The organism is Siphonobacter aquaeclarae, from assembly GCF_900103285.1.
Lineage (GTDB): Bacteria > Bacteroidota > Bacteroidia > Cytophagales > Spirosomataceae > Siphonobacter > Siphonobacter aquaeclarae.
Window position 1 is genome coordinate 686,385 of the sequence record NZ_FNGS01000002.1, and the last position, 21,353, is coordinate 707,737.

At 53.6% G+C, this 21,353-nt stretch carries 16 protein-coding genes; 9 read left to right on the forward strand and 7 right to left on the reverse strand.

Features of this window, described 5'->3' with window-relative positions; all coding sequences use genetic code 11:
• Positions 1-75: 75 nt before the first annotated feature.
• Together BLR09_RS06370 and BLR09_RS06375 are read left to right on the forward strand one after the other, a co-directional pair.
• On the forward strand, positions 76-2,664 hold the full coding sequence (locus BLR09_RS06370; RefSeq protein WP_093199230.1) for an FtsK/SpoIIIE family DNA translocase: 2,589 nt from the start codon (positions 76-78) through the stop codon (positions 2,662-2,664).
• Between the two features lie 148 nt (positions 2,665-2,812).
• On the forward strand, positions 2,813-3,436 hold the full coding sequence (locus tag BLR09_RS06375; RefSeq protein WP_093199232.1) for an outer membrane lipoprotein periplasmic chaperone LolA1: 624 nt from the start codon (positions 2,813-2,815) through the stop codon (positions 3,434-3,436).
• Between the two features lie 166 nt (positions 3,437-3,602).
• On the opposite strand, the gene purQ is transcribed toward BLR09_RS06375, so the two are convergent.
• Together purQ and BLR09_RS06385 are read right to left on the reverse strand one after the other, a co-directional pair.
• Positions 3,603-4,292: a phosphoribosylformylglycinamidine synthase subunit PurQ gene (gene purQ / locus BLR09_RS06380; RefSeq protein WP_093199235.1), complete on the reverse strand. Its 690-nt coding sequence runs from the start codon at positions 4,290-4,292 to the stop codon at positions 3,603-3,605.
• Between the two features lie 99 nt (positions 4,293-4,391).
• Complete coding sequence (locus BLR09_RS06385; protein ID WP_093199238.1) at positions 4,392-4,769, reverse strand: response regulator transcription factor; 378 nt, start codon at positions 4,767-4,769, stop codon at positions 4,392-4,394.
• Between the two features lie 251 nt (positions 4,770-5,020).
• Here BLR09_RS06385 and BLR09_RS06390 point away from each other — a divergent pair, with 251 nt between their 5' ends.
• Genes BLR09_RS06390 through BLR09_RS06405 form a run of 4 tightly spaced genes read left to right on the forward strand, consistent with a single transcriptional unit; the run spans position 5,021 to position 10,894 of the window.
• On the forward strand, positions 5,021-8,359 hold the full coding sequence (locus BLR09_RS06390; RefSeq protein ID WP_093199239.1) for a response regulator: 3,339 nt from the start codon (positions 5,021-5,023) through the stop codon (positions 8,357-8,359).
• A 27-nt stretch (positions 8,360-8,386) separates the two neighbouring features.
• Positions 8,387-9,214, forward strand: a complete 828-nt coding sequence (locus BLR09_RS06395) for a CheR family methyltransferase (RefSeq protein WP_093199242.1) — start codon at positions 8,387-8,389, stop codon at positions 9,212-9,214.
• A gap of 4 nt (positions 9,215-9,218) precedes the next feature.
• Positions 9,219-9,797: a chemotaxis protein CheB gene (locus BLR09_RS06400; RefSeq protein ID WP_245689876.1), complete on the forward strand. Its 579-nt coding sequence runs from the start codon at positions 9,219-9,221 to the stop codon at positions 9,795-9,797.
• A complete protein-coding gene (locus BLR09_RS06405; RefSeq protein WP_093199244.1) occupies positions 9,794-10,894 on the forward strand; it encodes a sensor histidine kinase in 1,101 nt (366 codons plus the stop codon). Before BLR09_RS06400 ends, BLR09_RS06405 begins: the two co-directional genes overlap by 4 nt.
• On the opposite strand, the gene BLR09_RS06410 is transcribed toward BLR09_RS06405, so the two are convergent.
• The 3 genes from BLR09_RS06410 to ahcY form a co-directional block, all read right to left on the reverse strand.
• On the reverse strand, positions 10,873-11,322 hold the full coding sequence (locus tag BLR09_RS06410) for a DinB family protein (RefSeq protein ID WP_093199246.1): 450 nt from the start codon (positions 11,320-11,322) through the stop codon (positions 10,873-10,875). The genes BLR09_RS06405 and BLR09_RS06410 overlap by 22 nt on opposite strands.
• The gene (locus tag BLR09_RS06415) at positions 11,322-12,932 is read right to left on the reverse strand and encodes a M1 family metallopeptidase (protein ID WP_093199249.1); all 1,611 of its coding nucleotides are present in this window, start codon (positions 12,930-12,932) and stop codon (positions 11,322-11,324) included. The genes BLR09_RS06410 and BLR09_RS06415 overlap by 1 nt, the downstream gene beginning before the upstream one ends.
• Positions 12,933-13,079: 147 nt before the next feature.
• On the reverse strand, positions 13,080-14,393 hold the full coding sequence (gene ahcY / locus BLR09_RS06420; RefSeq protein ID WP_093199251.1) for an adenosylhomocysteinase: 1,314 nt from the start codon (positions 14,391-14,393) through the stop codon (positions 13,080-13,082).
• A 416-nt stretch (positions 14,394-14,809) separates the two neighbouring features.
• On the opposite strand from ahcY, the gene BLR09_RS06425 reads away from it, so the two are divergent.
• Positions 14,810-15,511 carry a cell division ATP-binding protein FtsE gene (locus BLR09_RS06425; protein ID WP_093199253.1) on the forward strand — a complete coding sequence of 234 codons (702 nt, stop codon included), beginning with the start codon at positions 14,810-14,812 and terminating at the stop codon, positions 15,509-15,511.
• A gap of 123 nt (positions 15,512-15,634) precedes the next feature.
• Here BLR09_RS06425 and BLR09_RS06430 read toward each other — a convergent pair whose 3' ends face one another.
• Together BLR09_RS06430 and porX are read right to left on the reverse strand one after the other, a co-directional pair.
• A complete protein-coding gene (locus BLR09_RS06430; protein WP_093199256.1) occupies positions 15,635-17,179 on the reverse strand; it encodes a capsule assembly Wzi family protein in 1,545 nt (514 codons plus the stop codon).
• A 142-nt stretch (positions 17,180-17,321) separates the two neighbouring features.
• Positions 17,322-18,896 (reverse strand): T9SS response regulator signal transducer PorX, encoded by a 1,575-nt coding sequence (porX, locus tag BLR09_RS06435; RefSeq protein WP_093199257.1) that lies wholly within the window; start codon positions 18,894-18,896, stop codon positions 17,322-17,324.
• Positions 18,897-19,102: 206 nt separating this feature from the next.
• Here porX and BLR09_RS06440 point away from each other — a divergent pair, with 206 nt between their 5' ends.
• Both BLR09_RS06440 and BLR09_RS06445 read left to right on the forward strand, forming a co-directional pair.
• On the forward strand, positions 19,103-19,849 hold the full coding sequence (locus tag BLR09_RS06440; RefSeq protein WP_093199259.1) for a hypothetical protein: 747 nt from the start codon (positions 19,103-19,105) through the stop codon (positions 19,847-19,849).
• Positions 19,836-20,837 (forward strand): LysM peptidoglycan-binding domain-containing protein, encoded by a 1,002-nt coding sequence (locus BLR09_RS06445; protein ID WP_093199262.1) that lies wholly within the window; start codon positions 19,836-19,838, stop codon positions 20,835-20,837. The genes BLR09_RS06440 and BLR09_RS06445 overlap by 14 nt, the downstream gene beginning before the upstream one ends.
• The last annotated feature ends 516 nt before the right edge of the window (positions 20,838-21,353 follow it).

A 21,353-nucleotide genomic window follows, 5' to 3' on the forward strand; every position in this document is an offset into this window, starting at 1 on the left:
GTTTACTTTTGTAAATTTCCGGGGTATCTTTATTCCGGCTCTCTTGGCTCAGTTGCTTTATCTGGTATCGTATTCATGGCAAAAAAGGTAGAACCTTCCAAACAATCTTCGCGTAAATCTGCCGGAAATTCGTCCAGAGGCCTGAAGACGACCCTGTTCGGTCCCAGCTCCAAACTGGTTGTCGGCGGCCTGACGTTATTATTATCCGTCCTGTTACTCTTTGCATTCTTTTCGTACCTGATTTCGGGAGAAGCCGACCAGAGCGTGGTCGGATCGGCCTTTAACGCACCCCTGCACGATTCCGGCAGTAAGGTGCAGAACTGGCTGGGTGTAACAGGTGCTGTGATTGCGCATTTCTTTATTTTCCGCTGGTTCGGGATCGGCGCATTTCTGCTGCTTCCCCTCCTGTTTGTGACGGGCGTGAAGCTGACGTTCGCGCGGGAAATCATGCCGTTGAAACGCCTGACGTATCAGGTGCTCTTCTACATGTTCTGGCTCAGTTCGTTGTTCGGATTTCTGGTCATGTGGACCGATTCCAAAGCAAACCTGAGTACATTGAGCGGCGGTATCGGCCTGTTTATCAACCAGTTTCTTTACAACCTCGTCGGCTGGGGCTCTATTGCCATTATCGCCGCGGCGCTCTTTGTTTTTGTTATTTATTTCTATCGGGTCGATTCGCTCGAACACGTAGCGGAGAAAGTCGAAGGGATGAAGGTCCCGCGCCCGAGTATCGGCAATCCGCTGAAAAATCTTTTCCGGGAACTGGAGGAAGAAGAGGAGCCCGAACCCGAAAAACCGGCCCCGCCGGTAAAAACCGAAACACCGAAACCCGCGAAACGGGTAGTTCCTGTTATCATAGAAGAGGACCTTCCGGAAGAGGAGGAGGAAGAAATCCTTCCCGAAGAAACCGATCAGGAGCTGGAAGAAGTCAGCCGCCTCACCGAAGATGCCCGTCAGGTACTCGCCCGGCCGGTTCCGAGGCCGGTAGAGCCGGCATATGAGCCGGTTGTTTTTGAGATGCCTGTTGTTCCGGCCAAACCGTCACGTACCGCCGCCAAAGCCGAACCGGATTTTATCATCGAAACGGCGCCGCCGGAAGAAACGCGGAAACCGGATCCGGAACTCGATCCGGAAGATCGCCTGCAGGCCCTCGGATTGTATGACCCGACGCTGGACCTGGCCCGGTACCAATTTCCTTCCATCGACTTATTAAAGGAATATCCGGCCGATAAAGCGCAGGTCACCGAGGAAGAGCTCAAGTCGAAAAAGGACACCATCGTCCGGACGCTGAGCGACTACGGTATTTCGATTGCCAGTATTAAGGCAACTCCCGGGCCGACGGTTACGCTCTACGAAATCGTTCCGTCTGCCGGCGTCAAAATCTCCCGGATCAAATCCCTGGAAGACGATATCGCGCTCTCGCTCGCCGCACTGGGTATCCGCATCATCGCGCCCATGCCCGGGAAAGGTACTATCGGGATCGAGGTTCCGAACAAAAACCGTGAAATGGTCAGTATCCGGACGGTGATTTCGAGCGATAAATTCCAGAAATCCGGCGCAGAATTGCCCGTGGTACTCGGCAAGACGATCTCGAATGAAATCTTCGTCACCGACCTGGCCAAAATGCCTCACCTCCTCATCGCCGGGGCAACCGGGCAGGGGAAATCAGTCGGCATGAACGTGATCCTGGCATCGCTGCTTTACAAAAAGCACCCGGCGCAGCTCAAGTTTGTACTGGTCGATCCGAAGAAGGTAGAGCTCAGCCTTTTCAGCAAGATCGAGCGGCATTTCCTGGCAAAACTGCCCGGCACCGACGATGCCATTATCACCGACACCAAAAAGGTTATCTACACGCTCAATTCGCTTTGCGTGGAAATGGATTCCCGGTATGAATTGCTGAAGAATGGCGGTTGCCGGAACCTGAAGGAATACAACCAGAAGTTTGTTGAGCGCCGGCTCAACCCGGAAAAAGGCCACCGGTTCCTGCCGTACATCGTGCTGGTTATTGACGAGCTGGCCGATCTGATGATGACGGCCGGAAAGGAAGTCGAAACGCCGATAGCGCGGTTGGCGCAGCTGGCGCGCGCCATTGGTATTCACCTGATTGTGGCGACGCAGCGGCCTTCTGTTGACATTATCACGGGTAAAATCAAAGCCAACTTCCCCGCTCGTCTGTCGTTCCGGGTAACGCAGAAAGTTGACTCCCGGACAATTCTCGATACAAGCGGCGCCGACCAGCTCGTCGGGCAGGGAGATATGCTCTTTTTGCAGGGTTCCGACATGACCCGCCTCCAGTGTGCCTTTGTGGATACGCCGGAAGTGGACGCCATCTGTGATTACATTGGCGAGCAGCAGGGATACCCCGACGCCTACCTCCTGCCCGAGTTTGAAGGCGACGAGGCCGGTAATGAGGAAAAAGATGTGGATCTGGGTCAGCTCGATCCGATGTTTAAGGATGCCGCCCGTCTGATCGTGATTCACCAGCAAGGTTCTACTTCCCTGATTCAGCGGAAGATGAAGCTGGGCTATAACCGTGCCGGGCGTATCATGGACCAGCTGGAAGCGACGGGGATCGTCGGGCCGTTTGAAGGTTCGAAAGCCCGGGAGGTACTGGTTCAGAGCGAAGAGCGGCTCGATGAGATATTCAGGGAGTTGCGGCTCTGAGAAGAAATATATCCGTTTTTGATTGTGCCGGCTTTTGCGCCGGCACAATTGTTTAAGGACCTTTCCGTATTCACATTTTTTAACCAGGCTCCATTAAACCCGCCTCCGTAAAAAGTATCTTTGTGGCGGTTATTCAACGAAATACAGCATGAACATTCGCGTTGCGGTTATTTTTAATCTATTGATTTTCAGTTTTTTCTCCTCGAATGCGCAGGACAAACGCGCCAGCGCCATTCTGGATGCCATGAGCAAAAAATATAAGTCCCTGCAGTCTTTCAGCGCGCTGTTTACCTACGGCGCCGACGGCAATTCGAGCTACAAGGGAGACATCACCACCAAGTCCGGAAAGTACCGCCTGAAACTGGCCGGTCAGGAAGTATACAACGACGGCAAAACGGTTGCTACCTATGTGAAGGAAACGAACGAGGTAAACCTGTCGAACTACGAACCCGGCGAAGGCGACTTCAACCCGGCCAAGATCTATACGATTTACAAAAAGGGATATAAGTATTCCCTGGCGGAGGAGACGAAAGACGGAAATGCCGTCATCGAGCTGGTACCTCAAAACAAGGCGGCGAAAATTGCCAAAGTACGGATTACCGTCGGCAAGAAAGACAGCGCTATCAAGAGCTGGCAGATTACGGAGAAATCGGGCAATAAGCAGAGCTTCCGCATCGACCGGTTTACGCCGAACGTCGCCGTCGCTGATAATTTCTTTACGTTCGACAAAAGCAAATACCCGGGCGTGGAAGTAGTCGACCTCCGGGATTAATGAGTTAACGGCAAACAAAAAAAGCTGTCTCCAATGAAGGGGGACAGCTTTTTTTGTTTGTATACCTTCCAAAAAAAAATTCTGTGTATTCCGTGCTTTCTGTGAGAAATCAAAAAACGGTTTCTCACAGAAAGCACAGAATGCACAGAAAGAAATTTCTTCTGAATTAAGCCGTTACCGCCAGCAATTGCTCGAGCAGGATCCGGCCGTCGGTATTACCGAGGAGGGGATCAGAAGCCCGTTCAGGGTGTGGCATGAGGCCGAATACGTTACGGCCTGCGTTGCAGATACCGGCGATATTGTCGAGGCTTCCGTTCGGGTTGGCGGCCTCGGTTACCTGACCATCGGCGTCACAGTACCGGAACAGGACCTGATCGTTGTCAATGATCTGTTTCAACGTGGCTTCGTCGGTAAAATAGCGGCCTTCCGCGTGCGCAACGGGAACTTTGTAAGCGCGGGTAAGGTCGAGATCTCCGGTAAAGAGCGAGTGGTTGGTCGCTGCACGGAGGTACACGTTCTTGCTGTTGAATTTCTGGTGATCGTTGCGCAGGAGAACACCGGGCAGCAGGCCGGCTTCAACCAGCACCTGGAATCCGTTGCAGATACCCAGTACGTACCCACCGGCATTGGCGTGCTCGATGACTTTGTCCATAATGGGCGAGAACCGGGCGATAGCGCCGCTTCTCAGGTAGTCGCCATAACTGAAACCACCGGGAATGATGAGAAAATCACATCCTTCGAGGTTGGTCGATTTGTGCCAGAGTTTGACGATCTCCTGACCCAAGATATGTCTGAATACGTGAACGGTATCGTCGTCACAATTCGAACCGGGGAAGACTACTACGCCGAATTTCATTGAATAGTGTGAAAAGCCCTTTAAAGGTGCAAAAATACACATTCGCCCGCAGGCTTTCGAATCTGACGGTCTTTATTTCGGGCAGGAAGACTGAAAAGTTCAGATTTTCAGCAATTTACGGACCAGCTCTACAATCTCGGCCGGATTGACCGGTTTCTCGCAGTATCCGTCTACACCGAGCTCAAATGCCTGACGCAGATAGGGTTCCTGTCCCATGGACGTCAGGATCACTACCGGAATAGTCGGGTCGATCCGCTGCTTGACGTGGGCGAGAATTTCAAGACCAGTATAAAAAGGCATCATCAGATCGGTCAGGACAATGTCAGGTCGCCGCGTTGCCAGTACATCCAGGGCCTCTTTCCCGTTTTGCGCTGACACAACGTCGAATCCTTCCTTTTGCAAGCGGTAGGTAAGCATTTTGAGCGTTAAACTTTCATCCTCCGCAACCAGAATTGTCGTATTACTTGGGTTGTACATAAATTACCGGGTTAGAACAGAACGCGGCGGGGTACCATGATCCTATAAAATCAATCAGAGGCGAACAGGAAAGGATATTTTTGAACGAGGCGGGAAAGGAACGATTACATAGCTGCCAGCGACGCAGCGGTATCTCTCCGCAAGTTATCGCTTTTCCCGTAATTCTGTCAAAATTTTGAGTCTTTGCCCGGAAACACTTCCTAATCCTCTTATTTTGTCGCTGATGTTTTCCCGTCACGAACCGACTGAGCATGTTTATCCTGTCTGTCAGAAATAAGTTTATCATCGGATTTTCCGTCGGCCTTCTCCTGCTCATAGGTGTCGGCACGCTTACCTACCTAACGTTCCGGCGGCAGGCCGCGGATTCAGACTGGGTCAGCCATACGTATCAAACGGTGGGCGATCTGGAGAACATCCGGATTACCGTCCAGCGGATGCAGGTCGCGCAGCGGGACCGGCGGATCAACCCCGACAATCACTACGCCTCCTCCGACTATACCCATGCGCGCCAGGAACTGGTGCCGGTCATGACCCATCTGAAAGGGCTCATTGTCGACAACCTCGCCCAGACGCAGCGGCTTTCCCGCGTGAACGAATTGCTGGACGATCTCTACCTGTTCTGGGGAAAGCCTGAGCATGGTACGCACAGCATGGCGGTACTCGCTGAAGAATCGAAACGGCTGAAAGCGGTTCAGTCTCTCCTTTTCCAGATGACGGATATCGAAAAGATTCTGCTCATTAACCGGGAAAAGGAACGACAGCTCTCCCTTACGCAGGCATCGGTCACGATTTTCGTCGGCATGGGCCTGACACTCGCCATTGCAATTCTCCTGATCTACCTCGTTTTGAACGAGCTTACCCAACGGCAAAAGGCCCAGAAGGAGCTCAAACAACGGCTTCGGGAGCTTTCCCAGGCCAATCAGGCATCCGAACGGCAGAACGAATTGCTGGCCGGTGCCTCCCGGATCAACAATGCCCTTCAGGGACAGCACAGTATCGAAGAACTCGGCACCGATATCATCCGCGAGCTGCTTAACCTGCTCCAGATTCCGGCGGGCGTCTTTTACGTCGCGGAGGAAGAGCGCCTTATCAAAAAGGGCGCCATCGGCCTGACGCAGGGAGATTCCGTTTCCTGGGCATTTGGAGAAGGCCTCGTCGGCCGCGCTGCCGTACGCAAGGAACTTCTGGTGGTCAGCGACGTTCCGGCCGACTACTGGAAGCTGCGTTCGGGCGCCGGAGAAGCCCTGCCGGGGCAGGCTGCCTTTTTGCCCCTTTTGATCGACAAGGAAGTAATCGGGTTGCTGGAGCTGGTATCCTTCGGACCCTTCCGGGACGAACAACTGGACCTCCTCCGGGCCGTCAGCCATAATATTTCCCTGGCCCTGGAAACAGCTGCCGCCCAGGAAATAAACACCCGCCTCCTGACGCGCGTCCGCGAGCACCAGGCCGCGCTGGAACGGCAGCAGGAGACGCTCCAGCAGACGAACGAAGAGCTTATCCGCCAGGCCGAAGTTCTTCAGGCCTCCGAGGAGGAACTGAAAGTCCAGGAAGAAGAACTCCGCCAGGTCAATGCCGAACTCGAAGAGCGCAACGAAGCCATGGAATCGGCGCGGCAGGCCCTTATCGCCAAGGCGCGTGAACTGGAAGTCACCAGCAAGTATAAATCGGAGTTTCTCGCCAATATGTCGCACGAACTCCGAACGCCGCTCAACAGCGTGCTCATTCTCGCCCGGATGCTCGCCGATAACCGGACGGGCAACCTGACCGAAAAGCAGATTGAGCATGCCAAAGTTATTTTCAAATCAGGGAACGACCTGCTCGACCTCATCAACGATATCCTCGACCTCTCGAAGATCGAAGCCGGCAAAATTGAGCTCCAGATCGAGCGCATTTCTACCCGTACGCTCGTGACAGATATGGAAGAGCTGTTTGCAGTAGTCGGAGATGAAAAAGGCATCGAATTCCGGACGGTAATTGAAAGCGGCTCGCCGGCGATGCTGTCGACCGATTACCACCGTGTCGAACAAATTCTCAAGAACCTCCTCTCAAACGCCTTCAAGTTTACGCCGAAAGGCGGTACTATTTCGTTGACGGTGAGCCCGGAAGAAGACCGCATCCGCCTGGCTGTCCGCGATACCGGGATTGGCATTCCTCCCGAAAAGCAGCGCATTATTTTCGATGCTTTCCGCCAGGCAGACGGGTCTACCAACCGCAAGTTCGGCGGTACGGGTCTCGGACTCGCTATCAGCCGGGAGCTGGCTATTCTGCTCGGCGGCGAAATTCGCCTGGAAAGCGCCGAAGGCGACGGCAGTACCTTCAGCCTGCTGCTTCCGACGTCTGCGGAAGAGTTCGTCGTTGTGGAAGAAGAGCCCGTCCTGAAAACCAGAGAGCCTCAACCCGAGCCTGCCCCTGCCGAGGACGGCAAGCGAACCCTTCTGATCATTGAAGACGATCCGGTCTTCGCCGGCGTACTTAAAGACTTGACGGAGCTGCGCGGCTACCAGGCCATCGTGGCGCTCGACGGGGAAAAGGGCCTGGAATATGCGCGCCTCTACAAGCCGGTCGCGATGCTGCTTGACATTCAGCTTCCCGGCATCAGCGGGTGGGACGTGCTCAAAGTCCTCAAAAAAGATCCCGACCTCAAACACATTCCTGTCCATATTATCTCCGGTTCGGACGAGCCCAGAAATTCGCTGAACGGCGCGGTTACCTTCCTCAAAAAGCCGGTTTCGCAGCAAGCGCTGGATGAAGCCTTCCGCCTCATTGGCGAGGACTCTCCCCTGCCGATGAAAAAGGTACTCGTCCTCGTGGGCGACTACCTGCGCGACAGCTCCCTCAAAAACTGGCTGGCAGAGCGGGATCTGGAAATCCAGCTCCGGTATGTTTCGACGTTCCAGCAACTGGCAGAAGCATTGCCCGGAGATACGTACGACTGCATCCTGATCGACGAAGGCAGCGACGCCGAGTATGTTGCCGCAGGCCTCGAAGATCTGCGCTCGGCACTGGCTTCCCGGCCGGTCCCGGTTATTCTCTTCCTGAATCATGACCTGACGCCCAACGATGAAATCCAGCTGAAGAAAGTAACGGACGTTATCATCCGGAATTCGCAGCTGGCCAAAGACCGCCTGCTCGACGAAATGGAGCTGTTCCTTTTCAAAATCGAGAACAAGCCGGCCACGCCGCTGCCACAGGCCGAAATGCCGCAGAAAGACCTCAAAGGGAAGAAAGTACTGGTCGTGGACGACGACATGCGCAATGTCTTTGCGCTCTCCACGTTGCTGGAAGAGCAGGAAATGGAGGTTGTCACGGCCGGAGACGGTCGCGAAGCCCTCGATTTGCTGAGCGCCAACCCGGATACCGATATCATTTTGATGGACATCATGATGCCGGAAATGGACGGATATGAGGCCATGCGGCGTATCCGTTCCGACGTCCGTCATTTTCAGCTTCCGATCATCGCCCTGACGGCAAAAGCCATGCAGGGAGACCGTGAAAAATGCATCGAAGCGGGCGCTTCCGATTATATTACCAAACCGGTCGACAGCCGGCAGCTGTTCTCCCTCATGCGGGTGTGGTTGTCTCAGGTATGACGCGGTAGTGTTAACCCACCGGATGGAATGAACGATACATCTGATATAACGCCCGAGGAGCTGGACGATCTTATCCAGCTTATCAAAGGACATTACGGATACGATTTCGGCGATTATTCGCGGGCGTCCCTGACACGGAGAGTCCGCCAGTGTATGGAAAAAGCGAAGATTCCGACGGTATACGACCTCCGGTTTCACCTGCTCAACGAAACGTCCTTTTTTGCCTGGTTTCTTCAGTCGCTGACGGTCAACGTCACGGAAATGTTCCGTGACCCGGCTTTCTACCGAAACCTCCGGGAAACGGTGATTCCGCGGCTTGCCTCCTATCCGCTCATCAAGATATGGCATGCCGGCTGCGCCACGGGCGAAGAGGTTTTTTCCATGGCCATTCTCCTGAAAGAAGAAGGACTCCTGGAACGAACGCGTATCTATGCAACGGATATCAATCCGGCAAACCTCGAAAAAGCGCGGAAAGGAACCGTTCCGCTGTCAGCGATGAAAGAATACACCGCCAATTACATCCGCTCCGGCGGAAAGGCGGAGTTTTCATCCTATTACGAAGCCCGGTACGACGAAGTAGTGATGGACCCGGCCCTGCTGGAGCGGGTACTGTTTTCCCAGCATAACCTGGTGACAGATCAGGTTTTCAACGAATTTCAGCTGATATGCTGTCGTAATGTGTTGATTTACTTTAACAAAGACCTGCAAAACCGGGTCCTGAAGTTGTTTTATGACAGCCTGGTACCGTTCGGGTATCTGGCGCTGGGGATGAAAGAATCCCTTTTGTTTATGGATGTCCGGTCGCAGTTCGAGGCCGTCAGTGAGTCCGTCAAAGTATTCAGAAGAAAAGCGTAACGCAGTGGCAGACAAGATACCCCAAACGGATTTGGTAGTAATCGGCGGCTCGGCCGGGTGTGTGCCGGTCATCATTGACCTGCTCGACGCGCTGCCGCCCTCCTTCCCTTTTGCGGTGGTACTCGTGATTCACCGGCAAAAGTCCGTTCCCAGTGAAATGGACAAAGTATTGGGATCCAATAGCCACGTCCGGGTAATCGAGCCGAACGACAAGGATTTTATCCTGCCGGGGCGGGTGTACCTCGCCCCGCAGAACTATCACCTGCTGATCGAACAGGACCGCTCGTTCAGCCTTGACTATTCCGAACCGATCCATTACAGCCGCCCGTCGATCGATCCGACGTTTGAAAGCGCCGCCGATGTTTTCGGACGCCGTTGTACGGGTATTCTCCTCAGCGGAGCCAACCGCGACGGGGCCGACGGCCTCGCCAGTATCCTCCAGTCCGGCGGGACGGCGATTGTCCAGAACCCCGCCACGTGTGATTTTCCCGCCATGCCCCAGGCCGGCCTCGAAGCCGCACCAGAGGCGCTGATTCTGGCTCCCGCCGAAATTGCATCATTTATTTCTCCCGAAAAGCCATGAATGAACCCTTCGTGATTCTCCTGGTCGACGACCGCGAAGAGAACCTGCTGTCGCTCGAAGAAATGCTGACCCAGGAGGGTCGTTCTTTCCTCCGGGCCCTATCCGGCAACGAAGCCCTGAAGCTGGTCCTGAAAAATCCGCATATCGGGCTGATTCTGCTCGACGTTCAGATGCCGGATATGGATGGATTCGAAGTCGCCAAAATCCTGAAATCCAACCCCAGGACGAAGGATATCTCCATTATTTTCGTCACTGCCATCAACAAGGAGCAGCAATACGTTCTCAAAGGTTTTGACGAAGGCGCCGTGGATTACCTGCAAAAACCGCTGGATATCCGGGTGACGCAGGCAAAAGTGCTTGTCTTCGAGCAGCTTCACCGCTACCAGGCCCGCCTCAAAACCACGGCCGAAGCGCTCAAACGGACCAACAAACAGCTGGAAAACTTCGTCTACATGGTGGCGCACGACCTGAAGTCGCCTCTAAACGGCATTTTCAGTATGCTGTCCATGATCGAAATGCGCGGGCAGGACGGAGACCTCGCTTCGGAAGAATTGCAGGAGTACCTCGATCTGGCAAAAAAGGCTTCTTTCCACCTTTCCGGCATGATTTCTGAAATCCTGGACTATTCCCGCAAGAGCCTGGCCGAACAGACGGTCGAGGAAGTGGATGTCCAGGAAATGGTCTCGCAGATTTTTCAGTTGCTCTTCCCGCCGAAGCATATCCGGACGGTGATCAACAACGAAATGCCGCGCTTCCGGACCCGCAAGCTGAAACTCCAGCAGGTATTCCAGAACCTGATCAGCAACGCGATCAAATACAACGACAAAGCCGGAGGCCTTGTCGAGGTCGGCTATGAAGACCCGGGCGGTGATTTTTACCGCTATTATGTGCGGGACAACGGTCCCGGCGTCAGCATGGAAGACCGCGAAGCGCTGTTCAAGCTCTTTGCCGTGACCGAAACGCCCAGCCGGACCGAAAACAAAACCGGCGTCGGGCTGAACATCATCAAAATCCTCGTCGAAGAACAAGGCGGCAAAATCTGGGTGGAATCTACCCCCGGCGAAGGCAGTACCTTCTATTTTGAGTGGAGAAAGTAGTCGTCTATCTGCCGGAGGTGATGACGCAGGTGGCGGACATAGTCTTCCGCCAGAAACGCCAGCGTTACCGGCTCCTGCCCGCCAACGGCAACGCGATGCGCCAGCGTTGCCGGCGACAGTCCCCCGATAATCCTGGCGATATGCCGCTGATACAGCGCCCAGAAGGCAATCAGTTCGGACCAGTCAGCAGATTGGTACTGCTGGATAAATACCCAGTCGTCCTGTAAATACCCGGGAAAAGCCAGCTCCGGCGTCTGCGCCCCGCGCACGAAACGCTGGGTATTGTTGGCCGCGGAGTCGATCAGGTGTCCGATGATTTCCTTGACAGACCACCGTCCAGGTCCGGGTTGAAACGCGGCCTGTTCTGCGGATAGTTGGCGGAGCCGGGGTTCGTAGGCTTCCACGAGCAGGAGCAGTTCCTGTTGCATCAGTCTTTATAGGATAGTTGACGGGTGACGACGTAGTATTTCTCCGCCGCGACGCGGAAACGCCCTCCGTCAGGCTTGCGGAGGGTAACAGTCTGCCATTCTTTTGTAGGCTGAAGGCGCTGGAAAGTACGCCCTTCATCGAAGGTTACTTCTACCGGCATATCGAACCCCTGAGCGGCAACGGCCCACCGGAAGCTGAGCTTGTACCGGCGTGGATTTTCGACGGCTTTGAACTCCAGAATAGGCGGCGCAGCCCGAAAGAGGTACTGATTGAAAAAGGGCGTACAGTCGACGCCCAGCCGCTGATTGAGGTACCGGACTACGTCCTCTGTCCCGACCTGCTGGTAGCGGTACGTAGTCGCCAGGCCCTTCAGCGTCCCGAACCAGCGCTCGTCGTCATCGACCACATTTCGCAGCGTATGCAGCATCCAGGCGCCTTTGAATGCGATATCGGTATCTTTCGGAGGTGTATTTTCCAGGCTGGCGATCGGGTACTCGCCAATGATTTTACGCTGTTGCTCGCGCAGGTACTGCCCGGCCACCGCATATCCATACCGGCACTCGAGGTACAGCGACTCGAGGTAGGTTGCAAACGATTCTTCAATCCACTTGTCCGATGTCATCTTCCCCGAAAGACTCAGTCCGAAGTAACTCCGGGCCATTTCGTGTATCAGCAATTGGTCAAAACCATACATCGGCACGTTCCGGTAAAAATTCCCGTAGGCAATACCTCCGGGAAACGCCCGTCCGAGGTATGGCATTTCGACCAGTGTAAAGCTTTCACGGCCAAACGGATACCGGCCCAGGTACTTTTCGCAGCAACCCAGCATCTCTTTTACCTGCTGGAAATGCGCTTTCGCCTTTTCAGCCTGATAAGGAAGGACATAGTAATCGAGCGGGATTTTGACCCCGTTTTCCGCCGAATAGCTATCCCGGATGCGGGTATAGTCGCCGACATGCACAGAAAGGGCATTCGCGGCCATCGGATACCGTACCGACCATTCATATTCCCGGAAACCATCCGCCCGTTTCGGTGAAAGATGGCGGAGTGTACCTGCAGCGACGGCCGTCAGCCCCTCCGGAACTGCGATCCGTACGCGGACGGAATCGGCCTTGTCTGACGGATGATCTTTACAGGGCCACCATCGGCTGGCGCCGGTTTCGGAAGCGAGAAATGTTATCCAGGGTTTGCCCGTGAGGTTTTCACGCCAGTCGGCCCCGCCGTCAGCCTCCGCCGGTTCCCGCGGAGTACCGTGGTAATCGACGCGGATGGTAGCCGTTTGCCCTTCCGTCAGGTGCAGGTCGATCAGCAGTGCGTCTTTTTCCCGCGTGAACGGCAGCGGGCGGCCGTTGCGCGTGATACGCGAGGCGGTTAACTCCGCCGACAGGTCCAGCTGCATCCGGGAAAAGCCTCGGACAGCGCGCACACTAATGACATTATAGCCCTCGATCGTTCGGGTCGACGGGATGACTTTTATCGCGAGATCATAGCTGGTAACATCATAGCAGCTCCGGACGGCGGCAAGCTCTCCGGTATCAGCAACCTGTCCGGAACAATGCGCTGCCATCAGCAGAATCGCAATCAGCCATGTGAAATGTTTGAATACCATCGGTTAACACATTCGGTCAGACCCGCCGGGCAGATCATTCCGGGAGAAGAAAGCAACGGGAATCAGCCGCAAGGTAACGGCCATTCGGGCCAAAAAAAAGCCGGTTCCGAGGATGGAACCGGCTTTTCAGCTATTCAGGAGAGAAAATTAATAGCGATACAGATCCGATTTGAACGGACCTTCGACGGTTACGCCGATGTATTCAGCCTGGTCCTGATCGAGTTTTTCGAGCTTGGCGCCGATGTGGTCGAGGTGCAGGGCAGCTACTTTTTCGTCGAGGTGCTTCGGAAGCACGTATACCTTCTTCTCGTACTTATCGGCATTGGTCCAGAGTTCAATCTGTGCCAGCGTCTGGTTGGAGAAGGAGTTGGACATAACGAAAGACGGGTGGCCCATCGCAACGCCGAGGTTTACGAGGCGGCCTTCCGCGAGGACGATGATTTCCTTGCCGTCGATCTCGTACAGGTCTACCTGCGGCTTGATTTGTGACTTGGTTGAACCGTAGTTCTTGTTCAGCCACGCCATGTCGATTTCGTTGTCGAAGTGACCGATGTTACACACCACAGCCTTGTCTTTCATGGCTTTGAAGTGGCGGTCCTTCACGATGTTGATGTTACCGGTAGCCGTTACGAAGATGTTCGCGCGGGAAGCGGCGTCATCCATCGTCACTACTTCATAACCGTCCATCGCAGCCTGCAGGGCGCAAATGGGGTCGATTTCAGTTACCAGTACCCGGCAACCGGCGCCGCGGAGGGATTCGGCCGAGCCTTTTCCTACGTCACCGTAACCGGCAACAACCGCCACCTTACCGGCGAGCATGAGATCGGTACCGCGACGAATGGCGTCGACGAGGGATTCCTTGCAACCGTATTTGTTATCGAATTTCGACTTGGTAACCGAGTCGTTGACGTTGATGGCAGGGAGGTGAAGCGTACCTTTCCGCTGGCGTTCGTAGAGACGGTGTACGCCGGTGGTGGTTTCTTCGGAAAGACCGCGGATGCCGCCGATCAGTTCAGGGTATTCGTCGAAGACCATGTTGGTAAGGTCGCCGCCGTCATCCAGAATCATGTTGAGGGGCTGACGCTCCGGTCCGAAGAAGAGGGTCTGTTCAATGCACCAGTTGAATTCTTCTTCGTTCATTCCTTTCCAGGCATACACCGGAATACCGGCAGCAGCGATAGCCGCCGCGGCGTGGTCCTGGGTAGAAAAGATATTGCAGGAAGACCAGGTCACGTCTGCACCAAGCTCCACGAGGGTTTCGATGAGAACGGCCGTCTGGATCGTCATGTGCAGACACCCGGCGACACGCGCACCGGCCAGGGGTTTTTGCGGACCATATTCTTTCCGGATCGACATAAGGCCGGGCATTTCAGCCTCTGCCAGCCGGATTTCCTTGCGGCCCCACTCGGCCAGGGAGATGTCTTTTACTTTGTACGGGATGTACGTCTGCGTCGCTTCCATAAATGTATCGAAGACCTAACAATAAAAAATGATAGATGGGTTTGGTTATCGGCTCTTTTCAACTGTCTAAAAATAGCCAGACAATCAGTTAATTACTTGACTTTCCGAGACTCTTGGGAGGATCGGAGAAACTAATTTTCGTACAAAACTAGCGGGAAGAAGCGGGCTTTCCAAAGCCATTTCCTAATATTGGAGGTTGTTTACCGGAGAAGGCGGACGCCGACGTGGGATGACCGGAGCTGTAAGCAATAGGCTGTCGGCTGTCCCGTCTGAACGCGCGCCGATACCTAAGGTTTCTTTCGCCGGGCCCGTCGCCCGTCTTCAAACCCGATACTACTTTGTTACGGAATGACCGGCTTAATGCCTATAGCGTACTGCTTATGGCCTTTTGCCATTCCAACAACCTGTTACTTTACATGGCACAACCTTCCTTTGTCTCTCAGCCCGTTGCGCAGGTAATTCATACGGACATATACCAGTTGGGAGACCGCCTGGTGCTTGAGGACGTCAATTTTTCGATTCAGAAAGGCGAGTTCGTATACCTCATCGGGCGGACCGGAAGCGGCAAAAGCTCCCTGCTGAAAACGCTCTATGCGGATCTTTCCCTAAAAAAAGGCTCGGTACAGGTAGCCGGATACGAACTGAATTCCATTCGCCGGTCGGATGTTCCCTATCTCCGCCGGAAACTGGGTATTGTTTTCCAGGACTTCCAGTTGTTTATGGACCGGAACATTACCCAAAACCTGGAGTTTGTACTTCGGGCTACAGGCTGGACCGATCCCATGAAAATGAAAACGCGGATTGCGGAAGTATTGATCCGGGTAGGCCTGAGCGGGTCTTTGCAAAAGATGCCGCACCAATTGTCCGGAGGCGAGCAACAGCGGGTTGTAATCGCCCGGGCCCTGCTCAACGAGCCGGAGATCCTGCTGGCGGACGAACCCACCGGAAACCTGGACCCTGAAGTTTCCGAAGAAATCATGCGGCTATTCCTGCAGATCAATAAATCCGGCATGGCGGTGCTGATGGCTACCCACGATTTCGATCTTATCCGGAAGTTTCCCCAGCGGGTACTCCGCTGTGAAAACAGCAAGGTGGTGGAAGTGACGACGCCGGTGTGAGGCTGTAAGCGATAGGCTTTAGGCTATAAGCAAAAAAGGCTGTACGTGAGAGACACCCTCCAACGTACAGCCTTTTTTGCTTATAGCTTATTGCATACAGCGTAAAGCCTTATATCCTGCCCCTCACCTAACACCAAAGAACCCACGCTTGCGGATACTCAGGAAACCACCGATGGTGTCGTCGTACATGTCTCCCTTGTCATAGGCTACAGCGCCGGTAATTTCGCTTCCGCCCAGCCAGGGTACTTTCACGCCTACGCGCAGCATGGTCGACAGCTGGCTCAGCGTGGTCAATGCGCCATCCGGCTCGCTGACCCGGTACGGGTGATCGTAGGTACCGAGGTTATTGCTATAGGAAGCCCGTATTTCCCAGGTGGTTCGCTTCTTGTACCTCCCCTGAAGTGCAACGTTGAAAACTTGTACCCGGTTGTTCGGAAACGAATTCCATCCGCGTCGGACACCGTTTTTCAGATCTGCATCCGGTTGCACGAAAGGCGTGCCGATTGATTTGCCGAAGTACTTCCAGCCATCCTGGTACTGGCTATGATTGAAGTAGTTATCCCTTCCTCGCTGAGCCGGATCATTGATATCCAGGCGGAAAGTACTCCCACCCTGGTCGCGTGTACTCAGGTACTCCGCTGTAACCCGAAGCAGGTGAAAATCCGTTGCCTGCTGAATTTTGTTCATGTAGCGAACGCCCGATAGTCCGTCATCGACGTTGATCAGGTAAAAAAGAGACCCATCGTCGAACATACTCTGACGATAGAAGAATACGTCAAAATCACAGTGTTTCCACTGCAGGCCCATATCAATTGTACCAAGGTGATTACCGATCCGGTTGACATCAATCGAGATAAAGTCATCTATCGGGTACCCGGCATACCGACCCATGCTTTTTCCAGAAACCACTCCCCAATAAGCGAAAGCCGAACTGTTAAAATAACCATGCTTCGAAAGTATGCCCGGATCATCTTTCAACGATGGCGCATATCCGCCCCACTGAACAAAGTGATTAAATCCACCGTGCAGAATAATCGGCCAACTGTCTTTCCCGAACCGCAGGTAAAGTCCTTTTGAGTGCAACCATACGTTTTTGGCGAAGGTACCTTCGTTTTCAAACCAACCGTGGGTAAAATAGCCTTTAACCTTTAAAATATTCCCGATAAATGGCACGCGAATGAAATCGGATGTTCCCAACCGTATCTGCGGAATGGGCAACGCATTTCCGGACCAGGCAAGAGACCCCATTCCGGTCAGTGTGTCTGAAAGGCCGTAATACTCCCGTTTACGCCCTCCGTACAATTCCCACTTTTTGTAATTGAGTCGTAAGTACCCTTCCGTCAGAATACCCTTCACTTCCGGATTGGCTGATTGCACGATCCCTTCCACGGCACCGTCGAGTACCCATTTATTGCTATTACGTGATAACGGCAAATGGTAGTAGGCTCCTCCGGAAATCATTCCCGGCTGGGGTTTCGTCGGTATCGCTCCGTATTGATTGGTGTAAAGCCAGAAAGGCGTGCGATCCGAAGAAGATATCCCCGTACTGGCAAGTTGAACAAAATAGGTTCCGTAGGCTCCCCGCTGAAGGGTTGAATCAACTGACTGCCCTTTGGCAAACCAACTGATTCCCGCAAACAACAAAGCCGTGAAGGTAAAACAACGCATGTATCAATGGGTGGTAGAAGAATAGCAAATAAGCTGGACTAACAGACCAGCTTATTCACAATTGCAAATTAGATATTTTATTCGTTCAGAAAGAAATGATCTGACGGAATTGCGTTGTTTCCCGTTGTTTGTCTTTCCGAAACTACTTCGCTTTCAGCTGAACCACCGGAACAATTACCTCTTCCAATGACACGCCTCCATGCTGAAAGGTATCCTTGTAGTAATTGACGTAATAGTTGTAATTATTCGGATAGGCAAAAAAGTAATCTTCCAGTGTAAACACATACGCCGAAGACACATTGTATTTCGGAAGACCAAAGGCTTCCGGGCGGCGGCAGACCAGCACGTGATCTTCGTCGAAATTCAGGTTTTTTCCCTGCTTGTAGCGAAGGTTGGTATTTACCGATCGATCACCGATAATACGCACCGGTTTTTGTACCCGGATCATGCCGTGATCGGTGGTAATGACTACCCGGCCGCCCTTCTCGGCGATTTTCTTCAGGAAATCAAGGAGAGGCGAGTGCTGGAACCAGGAGTTGGTCAGGCTTCGGTATCCCGATTCATCCGGCGCAAGTTCCTTGATCATCGCGGAGTCTGTCCGCGCATGAGAAAGCATATCAACGAAATTGTATACTACCGCGATCAGGTCGTTTGTCGCGATGTTGTTGAAGTTCTCAACCAGGTTCTTTCCCTGGTTGATATTCAGGATTTTGTGGTAAGACATCTTGATATTCCCAAGGCGGCTTTTCTGAAGCTGCATCTGCAGGAATTCCTCCTCGTGGACATTGAGCCCTTCTTCCTCGTTTTTCTGATCTCCCTCAATGTCGTGAACCCACAACCGCGGATACTGCCGCTCGATTTCCGCCGGCAGCAATCCCGAGAAAATGGAATTCCGGGCAAAGGAGGTCGTCGTAGGCAGAATGGAGTAGTAATGACTTTCTTCTTCCACCGAAAAATAATCCGTCAGCGTCCGTTCAATCACCTTCCACTGGTCAAACCGAAGGTTATCAATCAGGATGAAAAACAGGGGATTACCCTGCTGCAAATGCGGGAATACCTTCTTTCTCAGCAACATATGAGAAAGAATGGGCTTGTCAGCCTTCGGCTCGTTGATCCAGTCCTCGTAGCTTTCTTCAATGAACTTGCAGAAATTGGCGTTGGCCTCTGACTTCTGCATGTTCATGACTTCTTCCATGCTCTTGTTGGGCGTCGCGTCGATTTCCAGCTCCCAGTAAATGAGTTTTTTGTAGATATCCGCCCATTCTTCGTGTCCGATGCGGTCCTGATACTGCATCGACAACTGCCTGAATTCCTGCTGGTAGCTCAGGTTGGTCTTTTCTTCGACGAGGCGTCTGGAATCCAGAATCTTCCGGACCGAAAGCAATATCTGATTCGGATTGAGCGGCTTGATGAGATAATCGGCGATTTTGGAGCCGATCGCGCCTTCCATGATGTGCTCTTCTTCCGACTTGGTGATCATCACCACCGGCAGATTGGGCCATTGCTGCTTGAGCTGGGCGAGCGTTTCGAGGCCGGTAAGCCCGGGCATCATTTCGTCCAGAAAAACAAGGTCGAACGTATTGTTTTCGAGTTGTTCCAGGGCGTCGGCCCCCGAGTTGACAGGGGTGACATCGTACCCTTTCTGTCCAAGGAAAAGAATATACGGTTTGAGAAGATCTATTTCGTCGTCAGCCCAAAGGATCGAGTATTTTTGCATAGTCAGTTGAAATAAAAACAAAAGAAGCGGAGATTCTCCGACTGGCAAACAGCAGCTAACCTGCTCTTTTTCAAACAATTCACCCGAAATAAAGCGAGTAGTTTCCGCTTTCGGCACGGGCGGATTGCCACCGGTCTCCAATATAGGTAACGACGGCCAACGCCGCAGATTGTCAAGTCAAAATTTTGTTCCACTTTCCGTTTCCGATGCTCCGGTTCACGTTCGGCCTTCCGATTTTTCACATTTTCCCCGACCCGGCAGAGCCGCTTCTGGGTGTCGAACTCCGTGACAAAGAGCAGCATTACGCCGGTTTTCAGGTCGTATCACCAGCGGACATTGAAGCGCCCGATACGCCTCTTCCGGCCCGGTTCGACCTCCCCTGGTGGTCGCATCCGTTAGGAATTTTTAACGGAATACTCCTCGCCCATCTGTTCGGCGATCCGGGCATTCCGGCGCCGACGGCATTACAAGCCTACCGGATTTCCGACGGTTCTCTTGCCTGGGAACGACCCGGCCTCGTTTGGCTACGGACAGACGGAAGTACCGTCACGACCCGGAATGACCGTTTTGAAGAACAAACGATCGGGCTGTTTTCGGGCGAACCGGCTCAGCCACAGGCCGCTGCCGGACAATCAGTAGCCCCCGCTCATTTTCCGGAAGGCCATCCGGAACTGTATTCCCTTCACCGCCTGGTCCGGCTGTGTACCGGCCAGCAGGCAGTAGGCCCGGTCGACTACCTTGAAATACCCGGCCTCATTGTGATTTCTTTTTACTTTTACGCATCAGAAAAGCTAAAAAACAGCTTACTTGTCGTTAACCACTCGGGAGAGGTGGTGCTGCACGAAGAGTTGTCGGCCGCCTCGGGTTCCGGGTATTCCACCTTTCTGTATTGGAGGGATTCCCTCATTTTTGTTCAAGATCAAGTTCATCTCTGCTGCTATGCGGTATCGTAATGTTTGGCTGGCCGGAATTGCCTCGCTGGTAGCCATGGAAGTTTCAGCAAACGGCTTTCCTGTCGATTCGGTCGGTATGGACCGGAAGGGAGGCCAACCCGTTATTGTTTTCAAAGTCACCCCCGGACAGACGCTTTACAGCTTGCTGAAGCGGTATAATGTAACGATGGACGAATTCAAGGCTGTGAATCCCGGCTTTTCCGGTAACCTGCGCTCGGAAGAAGTCGTCTACATTCCCCGAAACGGCTACAAAGGCCCCATTACGCCTCCGGCGAAATCCGGCCAGGCGGCCAATACCCATAAAGTCGAGCCCGGTCAGACGCTTTTCAGCATTGCCCGCAAGTACGATATCGGCACCGCCGATCTGAAGAAATGGAATAACCTTCCGTCGGACGGGACCGTCCAGGCCGGCCAGGTTCTCTACCTGAGTGACCCGGGGCCGCGCGTCGCCGAAGCGCCGAAAAAACCGGAGCCGAAGCCCGCCGAACCCATCGCCAGAAACGAACCGAAAAAAGCCGAACCGAAGCCGGAAGAGCCCAAAAAAGCGGAGGAACCCAAAAAGGAAGAAGAACACCGGAAAAACGACACCACCAAGGCCAAAGCAGAAGAAGCGCCGAAGCCCGTTTTACCCGCAAAACCTGAATCGGAACCGCTTCCGCCCGCCAACAGGACTGAAAACGAGCCTGTTCCCAATGCCGGCGCCGGCGCCCGAAAGGTCGTGGAGTTGGGTCTCTGCGAACTCATCGATGCGCAGGACCGTACCGGAAAATACCTCGCCCTGCACCGTACCGCACCCGTCGGGACGATGCTGACGATCCGCAATGAAGCCAATAACCAGAGCGTTGTCGTGAAAGTAATCGGCAAGCTGCCCGATACCGGGATGGCTGACCGCGTCATCGTCCGCCTTTCCGCCCGCGCCTTCGAGCGCCTCATGCCGACGGATCGCCGTATCCGTGCGGAGGTTAGTTACCTGGCAGCGGAGCAGTAGTGAGGGACGTGGTAGGCTGTAGGCAATAGGCTTTAGGCAATAGGCTGTAGGCAATAGGCTGTAGGCTTTAAGCCGCGTAACCGGCTCGTTTTTTTGCAATAGCTTAAAGCTTATAGCCTACCGCCTATAGCTCCTGAGCAGGCTGTAGGCTTTAGCCGCGTAAACGGCTCCTTATCTTTTACAATAGCTTAAAGCTTATAGCCTACCGCCTATAGCTCCTGAGCAGGCTTTGAGCCGCGTAACCGGCTCCTTTCTCTTACAATAGCTTAAAGCTTATAGCCTACAGCCTATAGCTCCTGAGCAGGCTTTAGCCGCGTAACCGGCTCCTTATCCTTTACAATAGCTTAAAGCTTATAGCCTACCGCCTATAGCTCCTGAGCAGGCTTTAAGCCGCGTAACCGGCTCCTTTCGTTTACAATAGCTTAAAGCTTATAGCCTAATGCTTATAGCTCACTGTATATAGCTTACAAAGTCGTACATTTGCAACCAGGGGAACCTTTTCCGAAAAAAAAGGTT

Coding starts and splice junctions, on each gene's coding strand:
- ahcY (WP_093199251.1), bottom strand. CDS start 14,393: ATGGAAGCGACGCAGACGTACATCCCGTACAAAGTAAAAGACATCTCC.
- BLR09_RS06405 (WP_093199244.1), top strand. CDS start 9,794: ATGAATGAACCCTTCGTGATTCTCCTGGTCGACGACCGCGAAGAGAAC.
- BLR09_RS06385 (WP_093199238.1), bottom strand. CDS start 4,769: ATGTACAACCCAAGTAATACGACAATTCTGGTTGCGGAGGATGAAAGT.
- BLR09_RS06395 (WP_093199242.1), top strand. CDS start 8,387: ATGAACGATACATCTGATATAACGCCCGAGGAGCTGGACGATCTTATC.
- BLR09_RS06440 (WP_093199259.1), top strand. CDS start 19,103: ATGCTCCGGTTCACGTTCGGCCTTCCGATTTTTCACATTTTCCCCGAC.
- BLR09_RS06415 (WP_093199249.1), bottom strand. CDS start 12,932: ATGGTATTCAAACATTTCACATGGCTGATTGCGATTCTGCTGATGGCA.
- BLR09_RS06430 (WP_093199256.1), bottom strand. CDS start 17,179: ATGCGTTGTTTTACCTTCACGGCTTTGTTGTTTGCGGGAATCAGTTGG.
- BLR09_RS06425 (WP_093199253.1), top strand. CDS start 14,810: ATGGCACAACCTTCCTTTGTCTCTCAGCCCGTTGCGCAGGTAATTCAT.
- porX (WP_093199257.1), bottom strand. CDS start 18,896: ATGCAAAAATACTCGATCCTTTGGGCTGACGACGAAATAGATCTTCTC.
- purQ (WP_093199235.1), bottom strand. CDS start 4,292: ATGAAATTCGGCGTAGTAGTCTTCCCCGGTTCGAATTGTGACGACGAT.
- BLR09_RS06410 (WP_093199246.1), bottom strand. CDS start 11,322: ATGCAACAGGAACTGCTCCTGCTCGTGGAAGCCTACGAACCCCGGCTC.
- BLR09_RS06375 (WP_093199232.1), top strand. CDS start 2,813: ATGAACATTCGCGTTGCGGTTATTTTTAATCTATTGATTTTCAGTTTT.
- BLR09_RS06390 (WP_093199239.1), top strand. CDS start 5,021: ATGTTTATCCTGTCTGTCAGAAATAAGTTTATCATCGGATTTTCCGTC.
- BLR09_RS06445 (WP_093199262.1), top strand. CDS start 19,836: ATGCGGTATCGTAATGTTTGGCTGGCCGGAATTGCCTCGCTGGTAGCC.
- BLR09_RS06370 (WP_093199230.1), top strand. CDS start 76: ATGGCAAAAAAGGTAGAACCTTCCAAACAATCTTCGCGTAAATCTGCC.